The sequence below is a fragment of the Bradyrhizobium sp. AZCC 1678 genome (genome assembly GCF_036924765.1).
Taxonomy (GTDB): Bacteria; Pseudomonadota; Alphaproteobacteria; order Rhizobiales; family Xanthobacteraceae; genus Bradyrhizobium; species Bradyrhizobium algeriense.
The window spans coordinates 3,597,405-3,622,431 of record NZ_JAZHSE010000001.1; the positions used below are offsets into that span (position 1 = coordinate 3,597,405).

General features: G+C 63.3%; 29 protein-coding genes. 23 read left to right on the plus strand and 6 right to left on the minus strand.

The window, feature by feature from the left end; translation table 11 throughout:
- Position 1: 1 nt before the first annotated feature.
- Positions 2 to 1,195 carry an alpha-D-ribose 1-methylphosphonate 5-triphosphate diphosphatase gene (locus V1294_RS16990; protein ID WP_334498745.1) on the minus strand — a complete coding sequence of 398 codons (1,194 nt, stop codon included), beginning with the start codon at positions 1,193 to 1,195 and terminating at the stop codon, positions 2 to 4.
- A gap of 304 nt (positions 1,196 to 1,499) precedes the next feature.
- On the opposite strand from V1294_RS16990, the gene phnC reads away from it, so the two are divergent.
- From phnC to phnE (V1294_RS17010), 4 genes are all read left to right on the plus strand, one after another.
- Complete coding sequence (phnC, locus tag V1294_RS16995) at positions 1,500 to 2,315, plus strand: phosphonate ABC transporter ATP-binding protein (RefSeq protein WP_334498747.1); 816 nt, start codon at positions 1,500 to 1,502, stop codon at positions 2,313 to 2,315.
- Between the two features lie 77 nt (positions 2,316 to 2,392).
- The gene (gene phnD / locus V1294_RS17000; RefSeq protein ID WP_334498748.1) at positions 2,393 to 3,328 is read left to right on the plus strand and encodes a phosphonate ABC transporter substrate-binding protein; all 936 of its coding nucleotides are present in this window, start codon (positions 2,393 to 2,395) and stop codon (positions 3,326 to 3,328) included.
- 95 nt (positions 3,329 to 3,423) lie between these two features.
- Positions 3,424 to 4,308 (plus strand): phosphonate ABC transporter, permease protein PhnE, encoded by an 885-nt coding sequence (gene phnE, locus V1294_RS17005; protein ID WP_334498749.1) that lies wholly within the window; start codon positions 3,424 to 3,426, stop codon positions 4,306 to 4,308.
- Entirely contained in the window at positions 4,305 to 5,153 is an 849-nt protein-coding gene (phnE, locus tag V1294_RS17010; protein ID WP_334481934.1) for a phosphonate ABC transporter, permease protein PhnE, read from the plus strand. Before phnE (V1294_RS17005) ends, phnE (V1294_RS17010) begins: the two co-directional genes overlap by 4 nt.
- A gap of 106 nt (positions 5,154 to 5,259) precedes the next feature.
- Here the strand turns inward: phnE (V1294_RS17010) and phnF are convergent, their stop codons facing one another.
- On the minus strand, positions 5,260 to 5,988 hold the full coding sequence (gene phnF, locus V1294_RS17015) for a phosphonate metabolism transcriptional regulator PhnF (RefSeq protein WP_334504676.1): 729 nt from the start codon (positions 5,986 to 5,988) through the stop codon (positions 5,260 to 5,262).
- 113 nt (positions 5,989 to 6,101) lie between these two features.
- On the opposite strand from phnF, the gene phnG reads away from it, so the two are divergent.
- The 9 genes from phnG to V1294_RS17060 are packed head-to-tail and all read left to right on the plus strand — an operon-like array spanning position 6,102 to position 13,059.
- On the plus strand, positions 6,102 to 6,575 hold the full coding sequence (gene phnG, locus V1294_RS17020) for a phosphonate C-P lyase system protein PhnG (protein ID WP_442895451.1): 474 nt from the start codon (positions 6,102 to 6,104) through the stop codon (positions 6,573 to 6,575).
- A gap of 1 nt (position 6,576) precedes the next feature.
- Positions 6,577 to 7,182: a phosphonate C-P lyase system protein PhnH gene (gene phnH, locus V1294_RS17025; RefSeq protein ID WP_334498750.1), complete on the plus strand. Its 606-nt coding sequence runs from the start codon at positions 6,577 to 6,579 to the stop codon at positions 7,180 to 7,182.
- A gap of 2 nt (positions 7,183 to 7,184) precedes the next feature.
- The gene (locus V1294_RS17030) at positions 7,185 to 8,288 is read left to right on the plus strand and encodes a carbon-phosphorus lyase complex subunit PhnI (protein WP_334498752.1); all 1,104 of its coding nucleotides are present in this window, start codon (positions 7,185 to 7,187) and stop codon (positions 8,286 to 8,288) included.
- Positions 8,285 to 9,169: an alpha-D-ribose 1-methylphosphonate 5-phosphate C-P-lyase PhnJ gene (locus V1294_RS17035; RefSeq protein ID WP_334498753.1), complete on the plus strand. Its 885-nt coding sequence runs from the start codon at positions 8,285 to 8,287 to the stop codon at positions 9,167 to 9,169. Before V1294_RS17030 ends, V1294_RS17035 begins: the two co-directional genes overlap by 4 nt.
- Positions 9,162 to 9,962, plus strand: a complete 801-nt coding sequence (gene phnK / locus V1294_RS17040) for a phosphonate C-P lyase system protein PhnK (RefSeq protein WP_334498754.1) — start codon at positions 9,162 to 9,164, stop codon at positions 9,960 to 9,962. The genes V1294_RS17035 and phnK overlap by 8 nt, the downstream gene beginning before the upstream one ends.
- An 8-nt stretch (positions 9,963 to 9,970) precedes the next feature.
- Positions 9,971 to 10,669 (plus strand): phosphonate C-P lyase system protein PhnL, encoded by a 699-nt coding sequence (gene phnL / locus V1294_RS17045; protein WP_334498755.1) that lies wholly within the window; start codon positions 9,971 to 9,973, stop codon positions 10,667 to 10,669.
- Between the two features lie 14 nt (positions 10,670 to 10,683).
- Complete coding sequence (locus V1294_RS17050; RefSeq protein WP_334498756.1) at positions 10,684 to 11,838, plus strand: alpha-D-ribose 1-methylphosphonate 5-triphosphate diphosphatase; 1,155 nt, start codon at positions 10,684 to 10,686, stop codon at positions 11,836 to 11,838.
- Positions 11,835 to 12,434: a phosphonate metabolism protein/1,5-bisphosphokinase (PRPP-forming) PhnN gene (gene phnN, locus V1294_RS17055; protein ID WP_334481924.1), complete on the plus strand. Its 600-nt coding sequence runs from the start codon at positions 11,835 to 11,837 to the stop codon at positions 12,432 to 12,434. The genes V1294_RS17050 and phnN overlap by 4 nt, the downstream gene beginning before the upstream one ends.
- A gap of 13 nt (positions 12,435 to 12,447) precedes the next feature.
- Positions 12,448 to 13,059, plus strand: coding sequence for a pyridoxamine 5'-phosphate oxidase family protein (locus V1294_RS17060; protein WP_334498757.1), 612 nt, complete (start codon positions 12,448 to 12,450; stop codon positions 13,057 to 13,059).
- A gap of 7 nt (positions 13,060 to 13,066) precedes the next feature.
- On the opposite strand, the gene V1294_RS17065 is transcribed toward V1294_RS17060, so the two are convergent.
- Positions 13,067 to 13,954, minus strand: a complete 888-nt coding sequence (locus V1294_RS17065) for a LysR family transcriptional regulator (RefSeq protein ID WP_334498758.1) — start codon at positions 13,952 to 13,954, stop codon at positions 13,067 to 13,069.
- Positions 13,955 to 14,058: 104 nt separating this feature from the next.
- On the opposite strand from V1294_RS17065, the gene V1294_RS17070 reads away from it, so the two are divergent.
- From V1294_RS17070 to V1294_RS17095, 6 genes are all read left to right on the plus strand, one after another.
- Positions 14,059 to 15,489, plus strand: a complete 1,431-nt coding sequence (locus V1294_RS17070) for an amidase (protein WP_334498759.1) — start codon at positions 14,059 to 14,061, stop codon at positions 15,487 to 15,489.
- A gap of 68 nt (positions 15,490 to 15,557) precedes the next feature.
- Entirely contained in the window at positions 15,558 to 16,508 is a 951-nt protein-coding gene (locus V1294_RS17075) for an ABC transporter permease (RefSeq protein ID WP_334498760.1), read from the plus strand.
- On the plus strand, positions 16,505 to 17,401 hold the full coding sequence (locus V1294_RS17080) for an ABC transporter permease (RefSeq protein ID WP_334481919.1): 897 nt from the start codon (positions 16,505 to 16,507) through the stop codon (positions 17,399 to 17,401). Before V1294_RS17075 ends, V1294_RS17080 begins: the two co-directional genes overlap by 4 nt.
- Before the next feature lie 2 nt (positions 17,402 to 17,403).
- Positions 17,404 to 18,417 carry an ABC transporter ATP-binding protein gene (locus V1294_RS17085; protein WP_334481917.1) on the plus strand — a complete coding sequence of 338 codons (1,014 nt, stop codon included), beginning with the start codon at positions 17,404 to 17,406 and terminating at the stop codon, positions 18,415 to 18,417.
- Between the two features lie 2 nt (positions 18,418 to 18,419).
- Entirely contained in the window at positions 18,420 to 19,448 is a 1,029-nt protein-coding gene (locus tag V1294_RS17090; RefSeq protein ID WP_334504681.1) for an ABC transporter ATP-binding protein, read from the plus strand.
- Between the two features lie 56 nt (positions 19,449 to 19,504).
- Positions 19,505 to 21,001 carry an ABC transporter substrate-binding protein gene (locus V1294_RS17095; protein ID WP_334498761.1) on the plus strand — a complete coding sequence of 499 codons (1,497 nt, stop codon included), beginning with the start codon at positions 19,505 to 19,507 and terminating at the stop codon, positions 20,999 to 21,001.
- A 183-nt stretch (positions 21,002 to 21,184) separates the two neighbouring features.
- On the opposite strand, the gene V1294_RS17100 is transcribed toward V1294_RS17095, so the two are convergent.
- Positions 21,185 to 21,448, minus strand: coding sequence for a hypothetical protein (locus V1294_RS17100; RefSeq protein ID WP_334498762.1), 264 nt, complete (start codon positions 21,446 to 21,448; stop codon positions 21,185 to 21,187).
- 134 nt (positions 21,449 to 21,582) lie between these two features.
- Between V1294_RS17100 and V1294_RS17105 the strand changes: the two genes are divergently transcribed.
- From V1294_RS17105 to V1294_RS17120, 4 genes are all read left to right on the plus strand, one after another.
- Positions 21,583 to 21,912, plus strand: coding sequence for a hypothetical protein (locus V1294_RS17105; protein WP_108512901.1), 330 nt, complete (start codon positions 21,583 to 21,585; stop codon positions 21,910 to 21,912).
- Positions 21,913 to 22,236: 324 nt separating this feature from the next.
- On the plus strand, positions 22,237 to 22,317 hold the full coding sequence (gene pqqA, locus V1294_RS17110; RefSeq protein WP_108512900.1) for a pyrroloquinoline quinone precursor peptide PqqA: 81 nt from the start codon (positions 22,237 to 22,239) through the stop codon (positions 22,315 to 22,317).
- Positions 22,318 to 22,612: 295 nt separating this feature from the next.
- The gene (locus V1294_RS17115) at positions 22,613 to 23,485 is read left to right on the plus strand and encodes a hypothetical protein (RefSeq protein WP_334498764.1); all 873 of its coding nucleotides are present in this window, start codon (positions 22,613 to 22,615) and stop codon (positions 23,483 to 23,485) included.
- A gap of 110 nt (positions 23,486 to 23,595) precedes the next feature.
- Positions 23,596 to 23,832 (plus strand): hypothetical protein, encoded by a 237-nt coding sequence (locus V1294_RS17120; protein ID WP_108512898.1) that lies wholly within the window; start codon positions 23,596 to 23,598, stop codon positions 23,830 to 23,832.
- 21 nt (positions 23,833 to 23,853) lie between these two features.
- Here the strand turns inward: V1294_RS17120 and V1294_RS17125 are convergent, their stop codons facing one another.
- Positions 23,854 to 24,198, minus strand: coding sequence for a hypothetical protein (locus V1294_RS17125; protein ID WP_334498765.1), 345 nt, complete (start codon positions 24,196 to 24,198; stop codon positions 23,854 to 23,856).
- Between the two features lie 34 nt (positions 24,199 to 24,232).
- Positions 24,233 to 25,027: a pentapeptide repeat-containing protein gene (locus tag V1294_RS17130; protein WP_334498766.1), complete on the minus strand. Its 795-nt coding sequence runs from the start codon at positions 25,025 to 25,027 to the stop codon at positions 24,233 to 24,235.

Below are 25,027 nucleotides of genomic sequence, written 5' to 3' on the forward strand. Positions count from 1 at the left end.
CTTACGCGGCTGCAACTGCCTTGCGGGAAGCGACGGACGAGCGGACGAGACGGTTTGCCTCTGTCAGATGCACCAGGCGCCCCGCGGCAACGACCGCGACGATTCGTGGCCGCAGCGGCGCCGTGTCGTCGACCAGAACGATGTCGGCGCGCTGTCCCGCGGCGAGCATGCCGCGATCGGCGAGGCCGGCGGCGCGCGCCGGTGCTGATGAGATCAGTTGCCATGCCGCGGCCAGCGGCAGCACACCGTCGGCCGCAAGCCGGAATGCCGCCAGCAGCGGCGCCGGGTAGTAATAATCCGACGCCAGCACCGAACACAGACCCTTGGCGACCATGTCGGAGGCCTTGGTCCAGCCGGTGTGGCTGCCGCCGCGCACGACATTGGGCGCGCCGAACACGATGAAGTCAGAGGCTGCGGCAGCGTCGCGGGCGGTTTCCTCGTTGACCGGAAATTCGGCGATGGCAACGCCCTGCGCACGATAGGCTTGCCGCATCGCCGGGCTTTCATCGTCATGCGAGAGCATCCGGACATCAGCCGCGCGGGCGGCCTGCGCCAGCCGGGCGATCGAAGCCGGCACGTCGTGGCCGCGGGTGACCACGCTTTGCACCAGGCGGTCGAACGCCTCATTGGTGAGCCCCGTGCGCTCAACCATCCGGCTGCGCTTCAGCGGCTTGGCGAGGCTGGCGACGGTCGAGTCCATGTGGTCGTTGAATGCGAACAGGTCGACGCGGCCTTCCGACAGCCAGTCGATGATTTCGCTTTCCGCGTCGAGATTGTAGGTCTCGTGGCGCAAATGGAAGCGGGTGTCGGCGGCGAGCTGCGGCCGCATCTGCTCGATCGCCTCCAGTAACTTTCGCGCATTGTCCGCGCTGCGCAGGCCAGGCTCCCACGACCAGGTCGTGGCGTGATAGACGGTCGTGATGCCGTTGCCGACCGCCTGCCGGTCGCTGTCGATCAGTGCGACGTCGATCGGAAAATCGACGCCTGGCCGCGGCATCATCTGCCGCTCGAAGGCATCGCCATGCAGATCGACGATGCCCGGCAGCACCAGCAAGCCGCCGGCATCGATGCCGGGCGAGCTGTGGCTGTTGTCCGTGCCCACGGCGACGATCTCGCGGCCGGCAATCCGCAACGTGGTTTCTGATATCTCATGGCCGAGCAGCGCCCGGCCACCTTCAATGAACAGTTCGGTCACGATGCGGCACTCTGGTTGAATTGCTGACGGACGGATGCTTCGGCCGATTCGTACTTGTCGAGAAAGGCCTCGACATCGAGCTCGCGGAAATCGGGCAGGGCGCCGGCCATCGGTGTGGGTCCATCAGCAATCGAGGAAAGGATCATTGGCGCCGCCCGTCTTCGATGCGCTTGATGACGGGATCATGACGGATACGTGACGCTGGCCGGGGCTGTGGACGAACGTCGCACCGCAGTAGCCGTGTCACACAACTGTAAGATCGAGCCGTTAGCGATGCTTCACGATCGGAACTCTGGAGCAGCGCATGCTGGTGGTGGAAGGTTTGACGTGTCGGTTCGGCACCAAAGCCGCGGTGGACAACGCGTCATTTTCGATTCAGCCCGGCAGCTTCGTCGGTGTGATCGGCCGCTCCGGCGCCGGCAAGTCGACGCTGCTCCGGATGATCAACCGCCTCGCGGAACCTTCCGAAGGGCGCATCCTCTTCGAAGGCGTCGACGTGACCGCGCTGCGCGGCAAGGATCTGCGGCAGTGGCGTGCGCGCTCCGCGATGATCTTTCAACAATTCAATCTGGTCGGACGGCTCGACGTTCTGACCAACGTGCTGATGGGCCGGCTGGCCGAAATTCCGTCATGGCGCTCGCTGACGCAGCTTTGGCCCGAAGAGGACAGGGCACTGGCGATGTCGGCGCTGGAGCAGTTCGATATGGCTGGTATCGCCGCCCAGCGCGCCGACCAGCTTTCCGGCGGCCAGCAGCAGCGCGTCGCGATCGCACGCGCGCTGGTGCAGGAGCCCGACATTATCCTTGCCGACGAGCCGATTGCTTCGCTCGACCCGCGCAACACGCGGATCGTGATGGACGCACTGCTGCGCATCAACAAGCATTTCGGCATCACCGTGATCTGCAACCTGCATTCACTCGACCTGGCGCGAAGCTATTGCGACCGCCTGATCGGCATGTCGGCCGGGCGCGTGGTGTTCGACGGCGCGCCTGAGACGCTGACCGATCGTATCGCTCGCGAACTGTACGATCTCGAAGCCGATGACGTCATGGGTGCCGCGCCCGCGCAGGCACCCGACGGTGCGGCGATGCCTGAACTGGGCACGGCCGCCGCAGCCTGAGTTTCACTTCGGTACAGGGTAGCCGGTTGCAAACCTGCAACCGGCGAAGAGGCGTAACCACAACAAGAGGGCTCACCATGATCACTCGTCGTATCGTTCTTGCAGGCGCGGTCGCGCTGGCGTTTACCGCTTCCGCCGCGGCGCAGGACTGGAAGAGCAAATATCCGGAACTGACTTTTGCGGTGGTGCCGGCCGAAAACGCTTCGGGCGTGACCGAGCGTTGGACGCCTTTCGTGGCCTATTTGTCGAAGGAGCTCGGCATCAAGGTCACACTGCGCATCGCCAATGACTACGCCGCCGTGATCGAAGGCCAGCGCGCCGGCAACATCCATATCGCAAGCTACGGCTCGGCGTCGTTCGCCCGCGCCCGGCTGACCGGCGTCAAGACCGATGCCTTCGCCAACGACATCAATGCCGACGGTTCGACCGGCTATTATTCCGTGTTCTTCGTCAAGGCGTCGAGCTCTTACAAGAATATCGATCAGTTGAAGGGCAAGAACCTCGGCCTGGTCGATCCGAATTCGACGTCGGGCAACAACGTGCCGCGCTTCGAGCTCGACAAGCTCGGCATTTCCGACGCCGATGGCTATTTCGGCAAGGTCGTGTTCACCGGCAGCCACGAGAACGCCATGCTGGCGCTGTCGCAGGGCACCGTCGAGGTCGCCGCCAACCAGTGGACCAACGACGAGGATTCGACGCTCTCCCAGATGCTGCACAAGGGCATGCTGAAGAATGCCGACGGCTCGCCGGTGAAGAAGGACGATTTCCGGATCATCCACAAATCGGCTCCGATCATCAACGGACCCTATGCCTATAATTCGGATTTACCCGCCGATCTGAAGGCCGCGATTGCCAAGGCGTTCACCGAAGCGCCGACCAAAGACAAGGCGGCGTTCGACCGCCTGTCCGACGGCCAGAAGAAAGGTTTCAATCCGGCCACCACCAAGGATTGGGATGGCACTATCGAATTGATCAAGTTCGTCGATGCGTTGCGTAAAAAGAAGGCGTCCTGATCAATAGACCTAGACGAGCTTGGCCGGGTCCAAGCGACCCGGCCTTTTTTGTCTGACACCCGTTCTGTTTAACACTCGTTGGCACAGTGATCCCGATGGCGAATGCCATATCCATCCTTCCAGACCAGCAACTTGCGGTGCTCAACGATACCTATCGCAAGGCGGTCGCGCGCAAGCGTTTGAAGGTGACTTTGGCGGCGGTGGCATTCTTCGCCGCGTTGATTATCGCAGCGATCGGCGCGGAAGTGAATCTGCGCACGCTCTTCAGCTATTTCGGCAACTTCGTCAGCTATTTCGACCGCATTCTTACCCTGGAAGACGGCACGCGGGTATGGACCAATTTCGGTGAATGGTTCTGGGGCTGGCAGAAGTGGCTCAAGATGCTCGGCGAGACCATTCTCATCAGCTATGTCGGCACCCTGACCGGCGCGGTCATTGCCTTTGCGCTGAATTTCTTCGCCGCGCAAAACACGTCGCCTGCGCCATGGCTGCGGTTCGTCCTCCGGCGTCTCCTCGAATTAGCGCGCACCGTCCCCGGCATCGTATTCGCGCTCATTTTCGTCATCGCCTTCGGCCTCGGGCCGATGGCGGGCGTACTTGCAATCGCCGTACATTCCGCCGGTGCGCTCGGAAAGTTGTTCTCCGAGATCGTCGAGAACGCCGACATGAAACCGGTCGAGGGTGTGCGTTCGACCGGTGCAAGCTGGCTCTCCTGCATGCGCTTTGCGGTGTTGCCGCAGGTTACGGCCGGCTATGCCAGCTACGCGCTGTTGCGCTTTGAGATCAATGTCCGAGAGGCCTCGGTGATGGGTTTTGTCGGCGCCGGCGGCATCGGGCAGGAGCTCGTCGTCGCGATCCGCAAGTTCTATTACTCCGACGTCAGCGCGATCCTCGTCACCATCATCGTCACCGTCTGCGTCATCGATATCACGACCGGCTGGCTGCGCGGAAAACTGTTCGGCAAGGAGGCGCGCGCATGAGCCAGTTGCCGAAACCGGATACAGATGCGCTCCGGACCAAATATCCTGACGTCTTCGACCGGCCCGCATCCGCGCGCCTCGCCATGCCGGCGATGATTTTGGCTGTGTTCGCGATCTTCGTATTCGGGTTGGTCGATCTCGGCTTCTCGCCGGCCAAATTGGTGTCGGGCCTGAGCCAGCTCGGCTGGATCACGGTGATGATGATTCCACCCGATCCCGGCTCCTCGCTGCCCGCCTACCTCGCAGCCCTCGGTGAGACGCTGTCGATCGCGCTGCTTGGTACGACCTTGGCCGCCGTTGCAGCGCTGCCGGTCAGCCTGCTGGCGGCGCGGAACATCATTCCGTCGAACCTGCTTCGCTTCCCGGTGCGCCGGTTCCTCGATTCCGTCCGCGGTGTCGATACGCTGATCTGGGCGCTGGTGTGGATCAACGTCGTTGGCCTCGGCCCGTTTGCCGGTGTGCTGGCGATCGCGCTGTCCGACTTCGGCGCGTTCGGCAAATTGTTTTCCGAAGCCATCGAGGCCGCCGACAGGAAGCAGGTCGAGGGCATCAGGGCTTCCGGCGGCAACGCGCTGCATGAAATACGCTTCGGCCTGATGCCGCAGGTGCTGCCTGTTATAGCGGGGCAGGTGCTCTATTTCATTGAATCGAATACCCGCTCGGCCACCATCATCGGTATCGTCGGCGCGGGTGGCATCGGCTTGCAGCTGGCCGAGCAGATCCGGGTGCTGGAGTGGCAGAAGGTCTCGTTCCTGATCCTGATGATTTTGGTCGCGGTCGCCGCGATCGACTGGATCTCGGGCAAATTGCGCTTTGCCATCATCGGACAGCGGGCAATCGCGTGATGAATCCGTAACTCAGTGGGGTGGGCAAAGCGAAGCGTGCCCACCATCTTTCCGAATCTTTGGCATAAAGGGTGGGCACGCTTCGCTTTGCCCACCCTACGAGCTGTCAACTATTCTCCACCAAAAACTCGACGCGTTCCGCAGCAAAGCGCGAACGCTTGGTCGTCAGCGGCTCGCCGCCGGTATCGACGTCGGTGCTGTCGACCACGAGCACGGGACGTCCGAGCGCGAGGTCCAACCGCGCGGCGTCGGTCGCGTCAACGATACCGGCGGTGATCCGGGTCGACGCACGGCGAAAATCCCGGATACCGTAATGCGCCACTAGCTTGGTCATCGAACGCACATTGGCAAACACCTTCCCGGCGTTGGGAAAGCGTTCGGCCGAAAGCCAGGTGGTGCTGACGCAGATCGGCGCGCGGTCGGCTAGCCGCACCGATTCGATCCGGATCAGGGGTGCCCCGGTCTTCAGTCCGAGTTCCCGCGCCAGCTCGCGCGTAGCGGCTTCCTCGGTCGCGTCGATGAATTGGCCGCGCGGCTCGCGGCCGCCGGCGCCGACGATTTCGGAAAACCGCGTTCGCGAGTGCAGGGGGTAGGCGAGGCGCCGGGTCTCGACATAGGTCCCGCTGCCGCGCTCGGCGCGCACCAGGCCGCGTTCAGCGAGCGTGGCGAGCGCTCGGCGAACGGTGTGGCGGTTGACCCGATAGGTTTCGGCGATCTCCATCTCGCCCGGCAGCTTTTCGCCGCCAACAAAGCGGCCGTCGGCGATGCCGCGTTCGATGCCGTCGGCGACCTGCCGCCACAGCGCGACGCCGGAGGGCGTATCCTGGATGCTCATGGCGTAAAGCGGGCCATCTGGAAAAATCACCTCATTGTCACGAAATCGTCATGGCGCTTCGTTATCAAGTTGTCTAGTATCATAGACAACTTGATTCCGGCAAGGCCGATATGATGGTGAGCGACGAAAGTATGGAAAACAAGGGTGGCGGGCAGGCGCGGCGCAGGGCCGTGATGGCGGTGCTGGCTCATTCTGCAACGGCCGACATAGAAGGGCGTCTCGGAATGGTCGCGTTGCCCGCGCACGAAGACCTGCGCGCGCCCGAGAATGGGCTCGTCATGGTGCGCGGCCGCGTCGGCGGCGACGGCGCGCCGTTCAATCTCGGCGAAGCGACAGTATCGCGTGCCGCGGTGCGGCTGTCGACCGGCGAGGTCGGTTTTGGCTACACGCTCGGCCGCGATCGGGAGAAGGCCCGGCTGATCGCGCTTTGCGACGCCATGGTGCAGTCGGCTGAGCTTGCTGGCGCGATCGAAACCCAGGTCGTTGCACCGCTGCGTGCGGCGATGATCGAAAAACGAAACCGCAAGGTCGCAGAGGCCGCGGCAACACGGGTCGATTTCTACACACTGGTGCGGGGTGAGGGCTGACATGACGAGCGTTGCCGAACTGCCCGCAGGATTTGCCGACAAGGTGTTGTCGGCGCAATCGGTCTTCCGTTCCGTGATGGATGCGATGGCGTGTCCGGGCAGCGTCCAGCGCGTCCAGCTTGCAGCGGGCGGGCCTGATACGATGATGCGTGGCGCCGCCGCCATCGCGCTGACCTTGTTCGACCACGATACGCCGGTCTGGCTCGACGGCCGGATGTCGGCCGCAGCTGATGTCGCCAAGTGGCTCAAGTTCCACACCAGCGCGCTGGTCGTTGTGGATTCGTCGATCGCCAGTTTTGCATTGATAGGCGATCCGCAGAGCCTGCCGGCGCTCGATCGCTTCGCGTTCGGCAGCAATGAATATCCGGACCGTTCGACAACGCTGATCCTGCAGGTCGAGAGCCTGACGGATGGCCCCGTGGTCGAGCTGCAGGGCCCCGGCATCGACGGCTCGGCAGCGCTTCGCGCTTCAATCCAGCCGCGTGATCTGTTCGAGCGGTTGGCCATAAACGCCGCACTGTTTCCGCGCGGCATCGATGTCGTGCTGGTTCATGACGATTCCATCGTCGCCATACCGCGCACGACGCGGCTCGTGAGGGGAGGCTGACCATGTACGTTGCCGTCAAGGGAGGCGAGCGCGCCATCGAGAATGCCCACCGTCTGCTGGCGCATGAGCGGCGCGGCGACCGTGATGTTCCCGAACTGTCGCTGGCTCAGATATCCGAGCAGCTTTCGCTTGGCGTCGACCGCGTCATGACGGAGGGCTCGCTCTACGACCGCGAATTGGCGGCGCTCGCCATCAAGCAGGCGCGCGGCGACTTGATCGAGGCAATTTTCCTGGTGCGCGCGTTCCGCGCCACGTTGCCTCGCTTTGGCGCGACCGAGCCGGTCGACACCAGCGCGATGCAGGTGCGGCGACGGATTTCGTCGACGTTCAAGGATATTCCGGGTGGACAGATTCTTGGTCCCACCTTCGATTACACCCATCGCCTGCTCGACCCCCAGCTCGCCGATGGCTTCTCACCCGAGGTGCCCGCGATCGGAGAGGCGTCCACTGCTGCGACCCCGCGCGTCACCGACATTCTCGGCCGCGATGGATTGATCGAGCCGTCGCCGGCGGCAGATGCCGATGCACCGGTTGGTGATCTCACGCGCGAGCCGCTCAATTTCCCGGCGGATCGCGATCTGCGCCTGCAAAACCTGGCGCGTGCCGACGAGGGCTTTCTGCTGGCGCTCGGATATTCCTCGCAGCGCGGCTATGGCCGCAATCACCCCTTTGCCGGCGAGATTCGCTTCGGCGAGGTGGAGGTTGAATTCATGGCCGAGGATGCCGGCTTTGCCGTTCCGCTCGGTTCGGTCGCGCTGACCGAATGCCAGATGGTCAATCAATTCAAGGGATCGGCGACCGAAGCGCCATGTTTTACACGCGGCTATGGCCTGGCGTTCGGGCAGAGCGAGCGCAAGACCATGTCGATGGCGCTGGTCGATCGCAGCCTGCGCGCTCGTGAGCTCGGCGAGGAAGTGATCGCGCCCGGCCAGGACGAGGAATTCGTGATGTCGCACTCGGACAATGTGCAGGCGACCGGCTTCGTCGAGCATCTCAAGCTGCCGCATTACGTCGATTTCCAGTCCGAACTCGGCCTGCTGCGCAAACTGCGCAAGGAATTCGCCGAGGCGAACGAGGCCCCGCAAGTGCAGGATGCCGCCGAATGAATGCGCCAGCTTACAATTTCGCCTATCTCGATGAGCAGACGAAGCGGATGATCCGCCGCGCGATCCTCAAAGCGATCGCGATTCCCGGCTATCAGGTGCCGTTCGCCAGCCGCGAGATGCCGATGCCCTATGGCTGGGGCACCGGCGGCGTGCAGGTGACGGCGGCGATCCTTGGGCCTGATGACGTGCTCAAGGTGATCGACCAGGGTTCGGACGACACCACCAACGCGATCTCGATCCGAAAATTCTTCGGCAAGACGGCTGGCGTCGCGACCACCACGTCGACGGCGGATGCCACCGTGATCCAAACCCGGCATCGCATTCCCGAAGCGCCGCTGCATGCGGGACAGGTGCTGGTCTATCAGGTGCCGATCCCCGAGCCGCTGCGGTTCCTGGAGCCGCGCGAGACCGAGACGCGGCGCATGCATGCGCTCGGAGAGTATGGCCTGATGCACGTCAAGCTGTACGAGGACATTGCACGCTTTGGTCATATCGCGACCTCCTACGCTTATCCGGTGAAAGTGAATGCGCGCTATGTGATGGACCCGTCGCCGACGCCGAAATTCGATAATCCGAAGATGGACAATTGTCCGGCGCTGCAACTGTTCGGCGCAGGGCGCGAAAAGCGCATCTATGCGATCCCGCCGCACACCGATGTGGTATCGCTCGATTTCGAGGATCACCCGTTCACGCGCTACCGCTTCGACGCGCCCTGCGCGCTGTGCGGCGCCGGCGATTCCTATCTCGATGAAATCGTCACTGACGACAAGGGCGGCCGAATGTTCGTCTGTTCCGACACTGATTATTGCGAGTCTCGCCAGTTGGCCGGTCATCGCGGCAGCGAGACCGCCGCGCCGCACAAGGAGAGGGCGCATGGCTGAGCTGCAAGACGTTGTGCAGGACGATGAGCCGCTGTTGGTCGCCGAACACCTCGGCAAGAACTACGGCCGGCTGACTGCCTGCCGCGATGTATCCTTTGCGCTCTACCCCGGTGAAGTGCTGGCCATCGTCGGCGAGTCCGGGTCGGGGAAGTCGACGCTCTTGCAGTTATTGTCGGCGCAACTCGCGCCGAGCGCCGGGCGGGTGTCCTATCGGATGCGCGATGGCGTGTTGCGCGATCTGGCCGCGTTAGGTGAAGCAGAGCGCCGTTTTCTGTTCCGCACCGACTGGGGCTATGTGCATCAGGACCCCGCGCTGGGTCTGCGGATGGCGGTTTCGGCCGGCGCCAATGTCGGCGAGCGGCTGATGGCAGCAGGCTGGAATCACTACGGCCGCATCCGCGATACCGCCTCGTCCTGGCTGGAGCGAGTCGAGATCGATACCGCGCGCATCGATGACGCGCCGCGGACCTATTCGGGCGGCATGCGGCAGCGGCTGCAGATCGCGCGCAATCTGGTGACAGAACCGCGCCTGGTGTTCATGGACGAGCCGACCGGCGGGCTCGACGTATCGGTGCAGGCGCGGCTGCTCGATCTGATGCGCAATCTCGTCAGTGAGCTCGGCCTTGCCGCCATCGTCGTCACCCATGACCTCGCCGTGGCGCGGCTGCTGTCGCATCGCGTGATGGTGATGAAGGGCGGTCGCGTCATCGAGACCGGCCTGACCGACCAGGTGCTTGACGACCCCCGCGAGCCTTACACCCAATTGCTCGTTTCCTCGATTTTGCCGGCATGAGCGCGCCAATGACAGCGATGATCGACATTACCAACGCCGAAAAGACCTTTACGATGCACCTGCAAAGCGGCGTCGAGCTGCCCGTGGTGCGCGGCGTCTCGTTCCATGTCGAGCCGGGGGAATGCGTGGTGCTGTCGGGTCCTTCAGGCGCCGGCAAATCCTCGATCCTGAAAATGATTTTTGGCAATTACCGCTGCGATGGCGGCCGGATCGGCATCCGCCATCAGGGCGCGGTGATCGATCTTGCCACGGCCGAGCCGCGGCAGGTGCTCAGTGTGCGCCGTTCGACCATCGGATATGTCAGTCAGTTCCTGCGTGCGGTGCCGCGGGTCGCCACCATCGACGTGGTGGCGGAGCCCTTGATCACGAACGGATTCGCGCGCGCGGAAGCCCGCGAGAAGGCGGGCTCGCTGCTGCGCCGCCTCAACATTCCCGAGCGGCTGTGGGCGCTGCCGCCGTCGACGTTCTCCGGCGGCGAACAGCAGCGGGTCAACATCGCGCATGGCTTCATCTCCGACCTGCCGATTTTGTTGCTGGATGAACCCACGGCCTCGCTCGACGCGGCCAATCGCGCGGTCGTGGTGGAGTTGATTGGAGAGAAGAAGCGTCAGGGGGTCGCAATGGTGGCGATCGTCCATGACGATGAAATACGCCATCTGATCGCCGACCGGATCGTTGACGTGACGTCATTTGCCGCTGCGGCATGAAGGAAGAATGTGAGATGACTTCGAAGCACGAAACCATCCTCGGTAACGCCCGCATCGTGCTGGCCGATCGCGTGATAGAGCGCGGCTGGGTTGCTTTCGCCGACGGCCGCATCGCCGAGTTTGGCGAGGGAAGCGCGCCGTCAGGTAGCGAGAACGCCGGCGGCGACCTGATCATGCCTGGCCTGATCGAGCTGCACACCGACCATCTGGAAATGCACTATGTGCCACGCCCAAAGGTATTCTGGAATCCGATCGCGGCGGTGGTCTCCTATGACGGACAGTTGGCCACTTCGGGCATCACCACCGTGCTGGATTCGCTGCGGGTCTGGCGCGAGGATGGCGCCGAGGAGGTTGACGGCAGGGCGGGAGTGCTGGCGGAGGCGATCACATCCGCCCGCGATGCGAACCTGCTCCGTGCCGATCACTTCCTGCACCTGCGCTGCGAAATTCCGATGCCGAGCGTGGTCGAGGAAGCCAGGGAGCTGATCGACCGGCCCGACGTGCGGCTGATGTCGCTGATGGACCATACGCCGGGGCAGCGCCAGTTCCGCGATGAGGTCAAGCTGCGCGACTATTATCGCGGCAAGGGGGGCGGCAAAACCGACGCCGAACTCGATGCGCTGTTCGAGAAGCGCTTCCACTATCAGAAGACCTATGCCGCGAGCAACATGCGCGAAATCGTGGCCCTCGCGCATCAGTATAAAATCCCGCTTGCCAGCCACGATGATACGACCGAAGAAAATGTCGCCGACGCGATACAGGATCGCGTTGCGGTGGCGGAATTCCCGACCACAATGGAAGCCGCGCGCGGGCTGCATCAGGCCGGCATCGGCATTCTGATGGGGGCGCCGAACGTGGTCCGGGGCGGCTCGCATTCCGGCAACATCGCCGCCGTCGATCTCGCCCGCGAGGGGTTTTTGGATATCCTGTCGTCCGACTACATCCCCTCGAGCCTGCTGATGGCTGCACTGCAACTGCCGCGACACGTGCCCGAGATCGATCTGGCATCGGCCGTTCGCACGGTGACAAAAACGCCGGCCGAAGCCGTGGGCCTTGCGGACCGTGGCGAGATCGCACCCGGCAAGCGCGCCGATCTGATCCGGGTGCACGTCGCCCGCGACATTCCGGTGGTGCGCAGCGTCTGGCGGGAAGGGACGCGGGTCGCATGACGGAGACGCTGACACCCACAACCGAAGACAAGACCGCTGCAATCGGGCCGGGCCGCCTGGTGCTCGTGGTCGGCCCAAGCGGCGCGGGCAAGGATACGCTACTCGGCCTTGCCAGGGCAGCCTGTGCCGATGCTGGCAACATCGTGTTTCCGCGCCGCGTGATTACGCGTGAAGCCTCGGCATCGGAGGAAAACGAAGAGGTCAGTGCCGGAACGTTTCAGGAGGCGCTGACGCGTGGCGAATATGCCATGCATTGGGAAGCCCACGGTCATTGCTACGCGCTGTCGCGCGCGATCGATGACGAAATCCGCGCCGGACGCACCATCGTCGCCAACGTATCGCGCACGGTGATCGGTGCGATGCGCCGCGCCTATGCCGACGTGGTGGTGATTTCGATCACCGCGCCGCCAGACGTTCTGGCCGAACGGATTGCGATGCGGGCACGAAGCAGCGACGGCAGGGTCGAAAACCGTCTGCGCCGCACGGTGGAAGACGCCTCGGCAGCGCCCGACGCGACCATCGTCAACACCGGCAGCGCCGAATATCATTCCCGCCAGCTCGTCCGCGTCATCAAGGGCGAGAAATGGGACGATTGAAAGGAGACTGGAAATGACCGTCGTCGCGACCATCGAGCAGCTCGAGGCCATCTACGGCTTTCCCAACGATGCCTCGACGGTCAAGGTCGCGGACAGGGTCACGCCGGCCTATCGGGTGTTGATGGACAAGTCGCCGTTCGCGGCGCTGGCAACCTGCGGGCCGGAGGGACTGGATTGTTCGCCGCGCGGCGACCTGGCGGGCTTCGTTCGCGTCCACGACGAGAAGACGCTGATGATGCCGGACCGCCGCGGCAACAACCGCTGCGATTCGCTGCGCAATATCGTGCGCGATCCGAGGGTCGCGCTCCTGTTTCTCATCCCGGGCTCCGGCAGCACGCTGCGCATCAACGGCCGCGCGCATGTCTCGATCGATCCGGAACTGCTCGCGTCATTCAAGATGGAGGGCAAGGCGCCGCGCACCGTCATCGTCATGACGGTGGAGGAGGTTTACTTCCAGTGCGCGCGCGCCATCGTGCGCGCCGATCTCTGGAATCCCGACAAGCGCGTCGATCCCCGAAGCTTGCCGACGCCGGGCCAGATCCTTGCCGAGATGAGCGATAACACCGTTGGCGGCGAGAAATACGATCGGGAATGGCCGGAGCGCGCGCGGCAGACGATGTGGTGATGTGCTGTCAGGCGTAGCGGATCACCTTTTCCGCGCATTTGAGAAAATTCCGGACCAGCGGATTGAGAGAATCCCTCCGCCAGCAAACCGCGACGTCGATGGCATCGTCGGCGTCGAGGAAAGGCCTGAACACGACGCCGGTCGGGCATCCGAGCTGGGCGCAGGCGGGAAGGATCGCCATGCCCTCTCCGGCAAGGACGAGGCTGAGCGCCGAATGCACCGTCTCGACCCGGTTCGCGACCGGCATGCTGACCTGATGCCGCCGCAGCAGCGACGTGACAACGGAGGTCGACGGATCCTCGGCAGCCCCGGGCAAGCTTATCAGCGGGCGGCCCTGCAGCTTTCTCACCGGCACGGCCGCTGAGCGCGCCAGCTGCGAGCCGGCCGGCATGGCCAGCATCAATCGTTGCTTTCCGATCGTGGAAATCTCGATCTCGCTGTGGCGAATGGCGGGCATGCACAGCGCGACAGTCACGCTGTGATCCAGCAGCCGCGCCTCACGCGTCGATGCGCTCAGTTCGATGAACTCCAGATCGACCTTTGGAAGGGACCGTCGAAGTTCCGGAACGAGCCTCGGCAACACGGCGTGGGCCAACGCGAACATGTAACCGACCGACAATCTTCCCCGGCGTCCCGCCGCCACCGCGCGGGCTGCCTCAAAGCCTTCGGCCGTCAGGGCCAGCGCTTCACGCGCACGCGACAGCAAGGCGCGACCGGCCGCTGTCAGCTCCATTCCCCGCGTGCCGCGGCGAAACAGCGGTGTTCCTACTTCCGATTCCAGCTTGCGGATCTGGACCGACAGTGGCGGCTGCGCCATGCGCAGGCGTACGGCCGCCCGGCCAACGCTGCGTTCTTCTGCGACGGCAACGAAATACCGGAGACGCCGGAGATCCATTTTTGCCATACCAAAATCGTATGGGTCAGTTGTGCGATGGTATTGGACCTGAAGTCAATGTGAATGTCATCCTTGCGTCATTCGACCCTGGGGACTTTAGCGCGATGAGCGATGAACTGTGCTTTCTGCCTGCGACCGAACTCCGCGCGCGGATCGTCCGCAGGGATGTTTCACCGGTCGAAATTACGCGTGCCGTTCTTGCGCGCGCCGAGCGGATGCAGCCCGAGTTGAACTGCTTCATCACGCTGTGTGGGGATGAAGCCATGGCCGAGGCGAGGAACGCAGAGCGCGAGGTGGTGGCCGGGGGGCGGCTCGGCCTTCTTCACGGCATTCCGTTCACCGTGAAAGATCTGGTCAACACCAAGGGAGTGCGAACGACCTTCGGTGCGGTCCCCTACAAGGACAACGTGCCTGACCATGATGCGGTCGCCGTGGCGCGAATGCGGGCAGAGGGTGCCATTCTCGTGGGCAAGACCACGACGCCGGAGTTCGGCACCAAGTGCCTGACGGATTCGCCGTTGTTCGGCCGCACGCGCAATGCCTGGAGTGGCGCACGCTCGAGCGGTGGTTCAAGCGGGGGAGCGGCGGTTGCGGTTGCCAGCGGCATCGCGCCGCTTGCCATCGCGACGGATGGCGGCGGCTCGACGCGGATTCCGGCGGCCTGCAACGGCGTCGTCGGGCTGAAGCAAAGCAACGGCGTTATTCCGCACAGCCAGGTGCAGGACGCGTTCGGCAACCAGACCTATGTGACGCCTACGACGCGCACCGTCGCAGATACCGCCCTGATGATGCAGACGATGTCGGGAGAAGACGCTTCCGATCCGTGGTCGATCGGATTGCCGCCTTGGAATTTTGTCGAGGGATCGGCGCCAAACGGCGATCTGCGCGGGCGCAGGATTGCATTCTGCCTCGCGCCGCTCGGTCGACCGGTTGCGGCCGATGTCGTCGCTGCATTCAAGGTCGCGCTTGCCAGGCTGGAGGCCCTCGGGGCCGAGGTTGAGGAAATGTCCGCCGACGGATTTGAGGTTGAGCCGATCTGGCGCGCCATCAATCACACCGCGTGGCGCGCGCGGTTCGAGAAGCTTGCGGCCGACCATGGCGACGTGCTGAGCGAGACTTTCATGAAGCAACTGGCGCTGGCCACGAAGGTTAGCGGTGTTGACTATCAGCGGGCGATGTTTGACCGTACGGCTCTGTTTCGGCGGGTTCAGACATTGTTGCAAAGGGTCGACATTCTCGCGATGCCAACCATCACCCGAACCGCACTTCCGATCGACCAGGACCTGTTCGGCACGATCGAAATCGACGGCCGGGTCTTCAGCGACGTGCGGCCGAGCTGGTTTCCCTGGACGATGCCGTTCAACATGACCGGTCATCCCGCCGTCAGTCTGCCCTGCGGCTTTGATGCGGACGGCCTGCCGATCGGCATCCAGTTGGTCGGGCAATTCCGTGGAGACGTCGAATTGCTGCGCGTCAGCGCGCTGTTTGAGGCCTCGCAAGATCTTCTCGGCCGGTGGCCGAATCTAGCCGGCTAAACGAAAATGCGGCTGCCACCACACCTGATCGCTAACAAGGGATTGGCCGCTAACAAGGGAATCGGGACTTGAGCGTCTTCATTTTCCGCCGCTTTCTGACGCTGATAGCGACGCTGGTCGGCGCGTCGCTGATTATCTTTCTGGTTCTGGATGCCTTGCCCGGCAACGCCGCGCAGATGCTGATGGGCGCAGATGCTTCGCCCGATGCTGTCCGGGCGCTGACGATCAAGCTCGGGCTGGATCAACCGTTGCACTATCGGTATGTCCATTGGATCGCGGGGATGCTGACGGGTGATCTCGGCAACAGCTATGCCTATGGCACGCCTGTTGCAGGATTGATCGCCGAGCGTCTCACGCTGACAATTCCATTGGCGATCATGTCCATGTCCATGACGGTTGTGCTGGCCCTGTCCGCCGGCATCTATACGGCGGCAAATCACAACAAGCTCGGCGATGTGGGCGTGATGTCGCTGACGCAGTTCGGCATAGCGCTTCCCAACTTCTGGTTCGCCATCCTGCTTATTCTGTTGTTCTCGGTGAAGCTGCAATGGCTTTCGGCCGGCGGATTTGCGGGCTGGGACGAAAGCATCATTGCCGGGATCAAGTCGCTGCTGTTGCCTGCGATCTCGTTATCGGTGGTGCAGGCGGCGATCCTCGCTCGCGTCACGCGCTCCGCGGTGCTCGAGGTGCTGCGCGAGGATTTTGTGCGCACCGCGCGCGCCAAGGGCTTGAGCAAGCGCGACGTATTGTGGCGGCACGTGCTGCGCAATGCGATGATCCCTGTCATGACGGTGATGGGCCTGCAGTTCGCCAACCTGCTGGCGGGCACGATCGTGATCGAGAACGTGTTCTATCTGCCGGGTCTTGGCCGGCTGATCTTCCAGTCGATCGCCAATCGCGACCTGATCGTGGTGCGCAACTGCGTGATGCTGCTGGCAGCCGTGGTCGTCATCGTGAACTTCGTGGTCGATGTGCTCTATGCCTTCATCGATCCGCGCATCAAGGTACACAACCTATGAGCACCCCGCTGAGCGCCTCAGTCGAGGTTGCGGCCACCACTGCGCGTCCGCGGCTTGCGAACGGCTTCTGGCGCCGCGCGCTGCGCCATCGCAGCTTCGTTGCGGGCGGCACGCTCAGCCTGATGGTGCTCTGCGCCGCCTTGCTGTCGCTGGTCTGGACGCCGTGGTCGGCCTATGAAATCGACGTGGCCTCCAAGCTGCGGCCACCGTCGGCGGCGCACTGGCTCGGCACCGATGTGCTTGGCCGCGATATCGTGTCGTTACTGCTGGTCGGCGCCCGCTCCACCATCATGGTCGGCATCATCGCGGTCGGGATCGGCCTCACCTTCGGGGTGTGTCTCGGGCTGATCGCCGCCGCGCGCAAGGGCTGGACCGAAGAGCTCATCATGCGGATGAGCGATTTCACCTTCGCGTTTCCCGCGGTGCTCTCGGCCATCATGCTGGCAGCCGTCGCCGGCCCGGGCATGGTGACCTCGATCATCGCCATCGGCATCTTCCAGATTCCAACCCTGGTCCGGCTGACCCGTGGATCGGCCAATGCGATCTGGGCGCGGGAGTTCGTGCTGGCCGCGCGCGCCTCCGGCAAGGGTGGCTTCCGCATCACCATCGAGCACGTGCTGCCGAACGTCCTGCCGATCCTGATCGTGCAGGGGACGATCCAATTCGCACTCGCGATCCTGGCCGAAGCGGCGCTATCCTATCTCGGGCTCGGCACGCAGCCGCCGCAGCCGTCCTGGGGCCGCATGCTGAACGATGCACAGACGCTGTTGTTCCAGTCGCCGATGCTCGCGGTCTATCCGGGCGCTGCGATCGCCGTCGCCGTGCTTGGTCTCAATCTGCTCGGCGACGGGTTGCGCGATCTGCTCGATCCCCGGCTGGCGCGGGAGCGTTGAATATGAGCAAGTCCGCCAACGCACCTCTGATCGAAGTCCGGGATCTCGGCGTCCGGCTCAACACAAGCCGCGGGCCCGCGCAGGCCGTTCGTGGCGTCAGCTTCGCGCTGAAGCGTGGCGAGACCTTGGGCCTCGTCGGCGAATCCGGCTGCGGCAAGTCCGTCACCGCGCTCGCGCTGATGGGCCTGCTGCCCGACAGCGCCGTCGTCAGCGGCAGCATCCGGCTCGATGGCAGCGAGCTGGTGGGCCTGTCGGATACGAATTACTGCAAGCTGCGCGGCAATCGCATCAGCATGATCTTCCAGGAGCCGATGACCGCGCTCAATCCGATGCACACGATCGGCCGTCAGGTGGCCGAGCCGTTGCGGCGCCACACCAATTGCTCGGCGGCAGAGGCCCGCAAGGAAGCCATCGCCTTGCTCGATCGTGTCGGGCTTCCCGATGCGGCGAAACGCGTCGATGCCTATCCGCACCAGTTCTCCGGCGGACAGCGGCAGCGCGTCACTATTGCCATGGCGCTGGCCTGCCAGCCCGACGTGCTGATCGCCGATGAGCCGACCACCGCGCTCGACGTCACCATCCAGGGACAGATCCTCGACCTGATCGCAGACCTCGTTGCCGAGCGCGGCATGTCGATGGTTCTGATCTCGCACGATCTTGGCGTCATCGCCGAGAATGTACAGCGTATGATGGTGATGTATGGCGGCACCGTCGTTGAGAGCGGCGCGACGAATGCCGTGTTCACGCGCATGGGGCATCCCTATACGCAGGGCCTGTTTCGCGCTCGCCCGCGCCTCGGTGCGCGGAAGGGGACCCGGCTGCAGACCATTGCCGGCACCGTGCCCGAGCTTGCCGATCTGCCCTCGGGATGCACCTTCGCGGACCGTTGCGCGATCGTCGAAGACCGTTGCCGCGTGGCGTTGCCGGCGGCGGTTGATGTCGGCGCCGGCCACGGCGTGCGCTGCCTCAGGACGGATGTTTCGATGGCTGAGGCGGCCGGAGTTTTGAGTGCATGACCATGCTGGACCAGGCGTCACCGTCCGCCGAACCGCCGCTGCTCGAGGTCAAGGATCTGGCCCAGCGCTATACACTGCCGCGCGAAAGCGTGTTCAAGCCGGCCGGGCAGGTGCATGCGCTCAACGGCGTCACCGCGCAGGTGATGGCGGGCCGAAGCCTCGGCGTGGTTGGCGAGTCCGGATCGGGCAAGTCGACCTTCGCGCGGCTGGTGATGGCGCTGGAACAGCCGTCGTCGGGATCGGTGTCGCTGATGGGCCGTGACCTGCACCGGATGCCGGCTGCCGAGTTGCGCCGCGCCCGGCGCGATTTCCAGATGGTGTTTCAGGATCCCTATGGCTCGCTGGACCCACGACAGACCATTGCGCGTATCGTCGCGGAGCCTTTGACCGCGCTCGGGCGCATGGATCGCGCCGCGCTGCGTCAGCGCGTTGCCGGCGTGCTGCGCCAGGTCGGCCTGCGCGACGCCGACATGGACAAGTTCCCGCATGAATTCTCCGGCGGCCAGCGCCAGCGCATCGCGATCGCGCGTGCGCTGATCACCCAGCCAAAACTGATTGTCGCCGACGAGCCGGTCAGCGCACTCGATGTCTCCGTGCAGGCGCAGGTGCTCAATCTCCTGCAAGACCTGCAGGATGAGTTTGGGTTGAGCTACATCCTGATCAGCCACGATCTGGCGGTGGTGGATTATCTCTGCGACGAGATCGCGGTGATGTATCTCGGCCGGATCGTCGAGCAGGGCCGGCCGGAAGATCTGTTCGCGCACTGCGCCCATCCTTATACGCGAGCGCTGCTTGAGGCCGTGCCGCGCGCCCGCGCGGGTGGGCTACGCCGCCGCCGCGGCGCCCAGTCGATCGCCTCCCAGTCGACCGGCGCGACAGGATGCGCCTACGCATCGCGCTGTCCACTGGCTGACCAGCATTGCCGCGACACCGCACCGGCGCTGAGCAATTTCGGCATAGCGCACCTTGCGGCATGCCATCACGCGGAGGCCGTGATGGCATTGCCTCCAGTGTCGTCGGAGGAGAGTTAGTCTTTTGTGCGGGACTGGCTTAGTCTGGTCACGCGATATGTCAGGGGAGCAAGCGAATGTTCAGGAAGCTAGCCGTTTTTGCACTTATCGCCGCGTTCGCCGCAACGCCGCTGCCGAGCCTGGCGCAGGGCAAGAAGGACAGCGTCGTCATGGGCATGGGGCTGGAGCCGCCGGGGCTCGATCCCACCAACGCGGCGGCGGCGGCGATTGCCGAGGTCACGCTCTATAACCTCTATGAGACGTTGACCAAGATCAACGAGGACGGTTCGGTATCGCCGTTACTCGCCGAGAGCTGGCAGGCGTCGGCCGACCTGAAGACCTATACGTTCAAGCTTCGCAAGGGCGTCAAATTCCATAACGGCGAGCCGTTCGATTCCGCGGCGGTAAAGTTCTCCTATGATCGCAACGCGGTGCCGACCAGCACCAACAAGGACAAGAGCCTCTACCAGGCGTTTGAGCAGGTCACCGCGCCCGATGCGGAGACGATCGTGGTCGCGCTCAAATATTCCGAACCGAACCTGCCGTTCCTGCTCGGTCAGGCGGGCGGCTCGATCGTCGAGCCGAAGAGCGCGCCGACCAATGCGACGCAGCCGGTCGGCACCGGACCCTATACGCTCGGCGCCTGGGCCAAGGGATCGTCGATCACCCTGAGCAAATGGCCGGATTATCGCAACGCCGCCGCGATCAAGCTTTCCAAGGTGACCATCCGCTTCATCAGCGATCCCTCAGCGCAGGTCGCGGCGCTGCTGTCGGGCGACATCGACGCATTTCCGCGCGCCGCAGTGGCGCGCAGCGTGGCGCAGTTCAAGGCCGATCCGCGCTTCAATGTGTTGATCGGCGGCTCCAAGGCCAAGACCATCGTCGGCATCAACGAACGGAAGAAGCCGCTCGATGACGTGCGGGTTCGCCGCGCCATTCTCGCCGCCATCGATCGCAAGGCGATGATCGACGGCGCCGTCGATGGCTTTGGCACGCCGATCGGCAGCTTCTATACGCCGGGATCGCTAGGCTATGTCGACACGACAGGCATCAATCCCTACGACCCCGAAAAGGCCAAGAAGCTGCTGGCGGAAGCCGGCGTGAAGACGCCGCTTGAGCTCAGCCTCAAGCTGCCGCCGCCGCCCTACGCGCGGCAGGGCGGCGAAGTCCTCGCAGCCCAGCTCGCCAAGGTCGGCATCATCGCCAAGATCGAGAACGTCGAATGGGCGCAGTGGCTGTCGCAGGTGTTTGCCGGCAACGGTCCGCATAACTTCGATCTCACCATCGTCTCGCATGTCGAGCCGTTCGATCTCGTGAAGATAACCGAGTCCGATTACTATCTCGGCTATAACAACGAGGCCTTCAACGCGCTTTACCAGCAGATCAGGGCAACACCGGCCGAGGCCGAGCGCGCCAAACTGCTCGGCGACGCACAGCGCATGCTGGCGACCGACGCGGTCGCCGGCTTCCTGTTCCAGCCGCAATGGATCACCATCGCGAACAAGAAGCTGAAGGGCGTGTGGAAGGAAGTCCCGCAATTCGAGAACGACTTCTCCGCCTGGTCCTGGGATTAGCCGCCTGGGATTAACCGCGGCGGGCACGAGCCCGCCGCCGCTTTGGCTTCCATCGCACGGCTGATGCCGTGCGGCTGAACCGTGGCACTGCTTGAGTTCAGTCGGTCGGTGTCGCCGTGTCGCGGACAGCGCGACGGCGCTGGATCACATTGCGCAGCCGTGGCGTTGCACCGTCGTCGCCGATCATCCCGACGGAACATGCGGGCAGGTGCTGGATCGTGGCCTGGTCCCGCGCTTGTCGATCGGCACGTTGCAATTGTCGATCCGTTGCTCGTCCATCCACTTCTTGCCCATGCGCTCTTTTCCGGTCAGTGACAGCCCGTTGACGGGATCAGCGGTCTCGGCCTTTGGTGCGGTTTGGTCAGGCTGCCTGTCCTGCGCAAAGGCCCCCGACGCAAAGCACACCGCGAAAAGAAAACTGATCAACCCTCGGTGAATCGGTTCCATCGGCTGTCCTCACCAAAAACCCGGACGTCAGATTAAACATGCCGCGATTCGCGTAGCCACCCGGAACCTGCAGGCAGCGGGTCGGTTGCCTCTCATCATGTCGTGCGTACTTCACGAGAACAGGAGTGAGACAGATGAAAATGAAACAGCTCATGATTGCTGGTTGCTCCGTCCTGGTTTTGAGCACCGGCGCAGCATTGGCTGGTCCCTGTGATACGAGCCGTGCCGCCAACTTGAAGGATGCAGGCTCCGGACCGGCCAAGATGGGCGACAGCCAGACGACGGGTATGGCCAGCAGCACCGATCGACATCCGCCGACCGAAACGATGAATCAAAAGACCGGAGACGTTGCGGCGTCTTCGCAGGATACGCAGCGGCAGATGCAGGGCGAACCAACGGCGGCACAGCAGGCCGAAGGCGCCAAAGCGGACAGCAAGACCGCAGACGCAGACAAGGATTGCTGAGGCGTGTAGCTGAGGCGGTGTCGGATTGTCGGCGCTTCGGCCGGCGCTCCGACATCCCCGAAGTGTCCGACTGCAACAGACAGTTTTTGTCAAGCGAACCGAATTCGCCAATCGTGACCGACGCGACGTATACGTCGATTCGTCGCTTTCGCTCGTTCGCCTTGTCCAAGAGCGAAGTGGCTTTGCCCAAGAGGGAAGTTTCCGGCGTCAGATGCGCCGGGATGCCGTCAATGTCTGATGTTCCGAGCTTGCGCTACGTTCGAGGTCAACCTAGTTTTGGTGCCGGCACGAATGTCGTGCCAGCACTGCTTGGGAGAAACCCTGATGAGTTGGAAAACTCCGAAGATTGTGGAAGTGCCGGTGGGCATGGAAATCAACATGTACGCCTGCGCGGCGCGTCAATAGACGCGTCGAAACGGTCTGCCCGGCTCCGACAACAGCTTGTTGCTGCGGGCCGGGCAAGCTGTACGATCCCAAGCTGTACGACCCAGGGAAGTTCTCCACTGCCTGCAGCAAGAGCAGGGCGCGGATCCTGCAAGGTGGACAGGACCCCCCTGTAGACGGCCGCCGGAAGGCGATCCGGTCCTGATTCCTCTCTCCCACATGTTCGCATGGCTCGCCCACGGTCCCCGCACCATGCTAGGGTATGTTCTCGGCTGACGCCGCCGGAGTTACCCGTTTCAACCCCATGACCTGCTGAATGCGAATATCTACGCGTGCAAAGACCTTCCAGGCGGCGGTCGTGTCTCTTGCTGCGCTGCTGCCGGTCTGCGTCCATGCCGAGGGCATCGATACCGAGCATCTGTTCGGCTTCATGATCGGTACCGATGTCGGCAATGTCGGCGAACGAGAGTTTCAAAGCGAGACGACCGGCCGCTTCGGCAGGAACGGCGGGCGTTATCGGGCCGTCGGCCAGGAGTTCGAGCTTGAGTTTGTGCCGGTCCAGAATTTTCGAATCGAGATCGGGAGCGCGTTTGCGTCACATCTGATCAATGGCGTACCAGGTCTTGACGACCAGCGCCGGACGTCGTGGCAGGGCGGGTCCGTCGATTTGCGCTACCGCTTTCTCGATCGGGAAACGGCCCCATTCGGGCTCACTTTCGCGACGGAAGCGCATGCTCATCGGATTGATGAGACAACGGCAGAAAGGGTCCGGAGTTTCGGGACGGAATTCAGGCTGGCGTTCGACCGGGAGCTCGTGCCGAACCGCGTCGTCGCGGCGTTCAACCTGATCTACGAACCGGAGTGGACGCGCCTTGTCGGCAGTGGTGTGATGGAGCGGGAATCCACCGCAGGTGCGGCGCTTGGGCTAATGGCGCAATTGCATCCCGCTTTCCTGTTGGGCGGCGAAGCGCGTTACCTGCGGAAATATGAGGGGATCGGCCTGGAGGAACTGGCAGGACAGGCATTGTTTGTCGGTCCGACCGCTTATTTCCAATTGTCGAAACACTCGCGGCTGACCGCAAGCTGGAGCGTTCAGGCGTGGGGGCGTCCGGCCGGGTCAATTGCCAGCCTTGATCTCGTCAATTTCGAACGCCATCAGGCACGGCTGGTATTTGGCGTTAACTTTTAGGGTTGACGCGCGGCCGGGTTCCGACTTTTCACGGGGTAGTGAAACTTTACGCCGCCCGTTACCGTAGCTTTTGCGTTATCTATTCGGGAGCAATTCAAGGGATATCGAGCATGACCCCTATAGATTTGATCGTGACCGTCTGTGCGGTGCTCTCGCCGGCCACCTGCGAGGAAACCCATCTGGTGTTTTCTTCAGATGTTTCGTTGCGGCAATGTGCCATGGCCGCGCAGCCCTATATCGCCCAGTGGGTGGGCGAACATCCGAAATGGACCGCGGTCAAATGGCGTTGCGAATACCCCCGCAACAACCAAAAGGCTTCTGGAGAGGCCGTGTGGTCTCTCGGCTGAATATTCGTCCGGTCGTAGCGGCTACTTGTTGCAGTCTTTCAAATCCTTGTCTGCGACCGAAAACACGGCGTCAGCCTTGATATCAATGTCGCGAACGAAGCAGTGCTTTGCGCCGCGATAGCCGACCTTGGCGTCATAGCGTCCCGGCTGTACCCCCGTGATGCGCAGGCGCTCGTCGTGATCAACTTCCTTGTCCTTGTCGTTCAGGGTCTGGTTGGGGCCCCAGTCGCTCTTTCCGGCCGGGGAAAGCTGAAACTCCGAAATAGTCGCGGTGGTCAGATTCCACAATCGGATGCCTTTTCCTTGCGCGGCCAGTTCATTGACGCTCGCTGACAACAGCGCCACCAAAGCCAGGATCCATCGCATCGGGCAGTCCTTCATCAGGGAATGTCTAGAGCAGTCATTGCTTTATCAGGCGCTCTCGATTTTTTGCTTTATCGAAGTTTTTCGCCCGGTCGAGGCCGATTGGGGCGATCAACCTGGCTGAATCGAGATCGGCACCATCGAAATCGGTATCGATGACGGTGATGCCGGTCAAGTCGGCTCCCCCGAGCTGGGTTCCCTTGAGAGAGGCGCCCGTGAGGTCGCTACCCTTCAGCGCGGCAAATTCGAGGTCGACGCGGGACAGGTCGGCGCCGCGCGCATTCAGCCGTTCCAGATTGGCGGATTTCAGTATTGCGCGCATCAGGCCCATCGACTGGTTACGCATGTCGGCGCCCAAATTCGCGCCCGCGATCGAGGCTCCGACGAGGCTCGCGCCGGTGAGATCGGCGGCGATGCGCGAGCCTGAGAGATCGGCGCCGTCGAGGCGGGCGCGAGGCATCTGCGAGGCGAACAGGTTTGCGCCCTTCAGGCTTGCGCCGGTCAGGTCCGCCTCCAGCAGCCATGCCTGGTCGAGGATGGCACGGTCGAGCCTGGCGCCGGCGAGCCTTGTCTTGTTGAGCCGTGCCGCGCGGAAAATTGCGCCGGACAAATTGAGCCCGGAGAGGTCGAGGCCGGATAATCTCTTTCCCGTGAAATCGGCGGGCGCGACGGTGGTCGCCGCAGCGAGCGCTGCCTCGACCTCGGCGCGGGTCATTTCGGCAGAGACCATGTCGGGCGACGACAGGTCCACATGACGCATCATGTCCTGCGCCGTTGCCGTTATGGTCAGAAGCGCGAGACCGAGCGTTGCGATTCCGATCGAGCGTTTCAT

Coding starts and splice junctions, on each gene's coding strand:
- phnC (WP_334498747.1), top strand. CDS start 1,500: ATGCTGGTGGTGGAAGGTTTGACGTGTCGGTTCGGCACCAAAGCCGCG.
- phnD (WP_334498748.1), top strand. CDS start 2,393: ATGATCACTCGTCGTATCGTTCTTGCAGGCGCGGTCGCGCTGGCGTTT.
- phnE (WP_334498749.1), top strand. CDS start 3,424: ATGGCGAATGCCATATCCATCCTTCCAGACCAGCAACTTGCGGTGCTC.
- phnE (WP_334481934.1), top strand. CDS start 4,305: ATGAGCCAGTTGCCGAAACCGGATACAGATGCGCTCCGGACCAAATAT.
- phnF (WP_334504676.1), bottom strand. CDS start 5,988: ATGAGCATCCAGGATACGCCCTCCGGCGTCGCGCTGTGGCGGCAGGTC.
- phnG (WP_442895451.1), top strand. CDS start 6,102: ATGGTGAGCGACGAAAGTATGGAAAACAAGGGTGGCGGGCAGGCGCGG.
- phnH (WP_334498750.1), top strand. CDS start 6,577: ATGACGAGCGTTGCCGAACTGCCCGCAGGATTTGCCGACAAGGTGTTG.
- V1294_RS17030 (WP_334498752.1), top strand. CDS start 7,185: ATGTACGTTGCCGTCAAGGGAGGCGAGCGCGCCATCGAGAATGCCCAC.
- V1294_RS17035 (WP_334498753.1), top strand. CDS start 8,285: ATGAATGCGCCAGCTTACAATTTCGCCTATCTCGATGAGCAGACGAAG.
- phnK (WP_334498754.1), top strand. CDS start 9,162: ATGGCTGAGCTGCAAGACGTTGTGCAGGACGATGAGCCGCTGTTGGTC.
- phnL (WP_334498755.1), top strand. CDS start 9,971: ATGACAGCGATGATCGACATTACCAACGCCGAAAAGACCTTTACGATG.
- V1294_RS17050 (WP_334498756.1), top strand. CDS start 10,684: ATGACTTCGAAGCACGAAACCATCCTCGGTAACGCCCGCATCGTGCTG.
- phnN (WP_334481924.1), top strand. CDS start 11,835: ATGACGGAGACGCTGACACCCACAACCGAAGACAAGACCGCTGCAATC.
- V1294_RS17060 (WP_334498757.1), top strand. CDS start 12,448: ATGACCGTCGTCGCGACCATCGAGCAGCTCGAGGCCATCTACGGCTTT.
- V1294_RS17065 (WP_334498758.1), bottom strand. CDS start 13,954: ATGGATCTCCGGCGTCTCCGGTATTTCGTTGCCGTCGCAGAAGAACGC.
- V1294_RS17070 (WP_334498759.1), top strand. CDS start 14,059: ATGAGCGATGAACTGTGCTTTCTGCCTGCGACCGAACTCCGCGCGCGG.
- V1294_RS17080 (WP_334481919.1), top strand. CDS start 16,505: ATGAGCACCCCGCTGAGCGCCTCAGTCGAGGTTGCGGCCACCACTGCG.
- V1294_RS17085 (WP_334481917.1), top strand. CDS start 17,404: ATGAGCAAGTCCGCCAACGCACCTCTGATCGAAGTCCGGGATCTCGGC.
- V1294_RS17090 (WP_334504681.1), top strand. CDS start 18,420: ATGCTGGACCAGGCGTCACCGTCCGCCGAACCGCCGCTGCTCGAGGTC.
- V1294_RS17095 (WP_334498761.1), top strand. CDS start 19,505: ATGTTCAGGAAGCTAGCCGTTTTTGCACTTATCGCCGCGTTCGCCGCA.
- V1294_RS17100 (WP_334498762.1), bottom strand. CDS start 21,448: ATGGAACCGATTCACCGAGGGTTGATCAGTTTTCTTTTCGCGGTGTGC.
- V1294_RS17105 (WP_108512901.1), top strand. CDS start 21,583: ATGAAAATGAAACAGCTCATGATTGCTGGTTGCTCCGTCCTGGTTTTG.
- pqqA (WP_108512900.1), top strand. CDS start 22,237: ATGAGTTGGAAAACTCCGAAGATTGTGGAAGTGCCGGTGGGCATGGAA.
- V1294_RS17115 (WP_334498764.1), top strand. CDS start 22,613: ATGCGAATATCTACGCGTGCAAAGACCTTCCAGGCGGCGGTCGTGTCT.
- V1294_RS17120 (WP_108512898.1), top strand. CDS start 23,596: ATGACCCCTATAGATTTGATCGTGACCGTCTGTGCGGTGCTCTCGCCG.
- V1294_RS17125 (WP_334498765.1), bottom strand. CDS start 24,198: ATGCGATGGATCCTGGCTTTGGTGGCGCTGTTGTCAGCGAGCGTCAAT.
- V1294_RS17130 (WP_334498766.1), bottom strand. CDS start 25,027: ATGAAACGCTCGATCGGAATCGCAACGCTCGGTCTCGCGCTTCTGACC.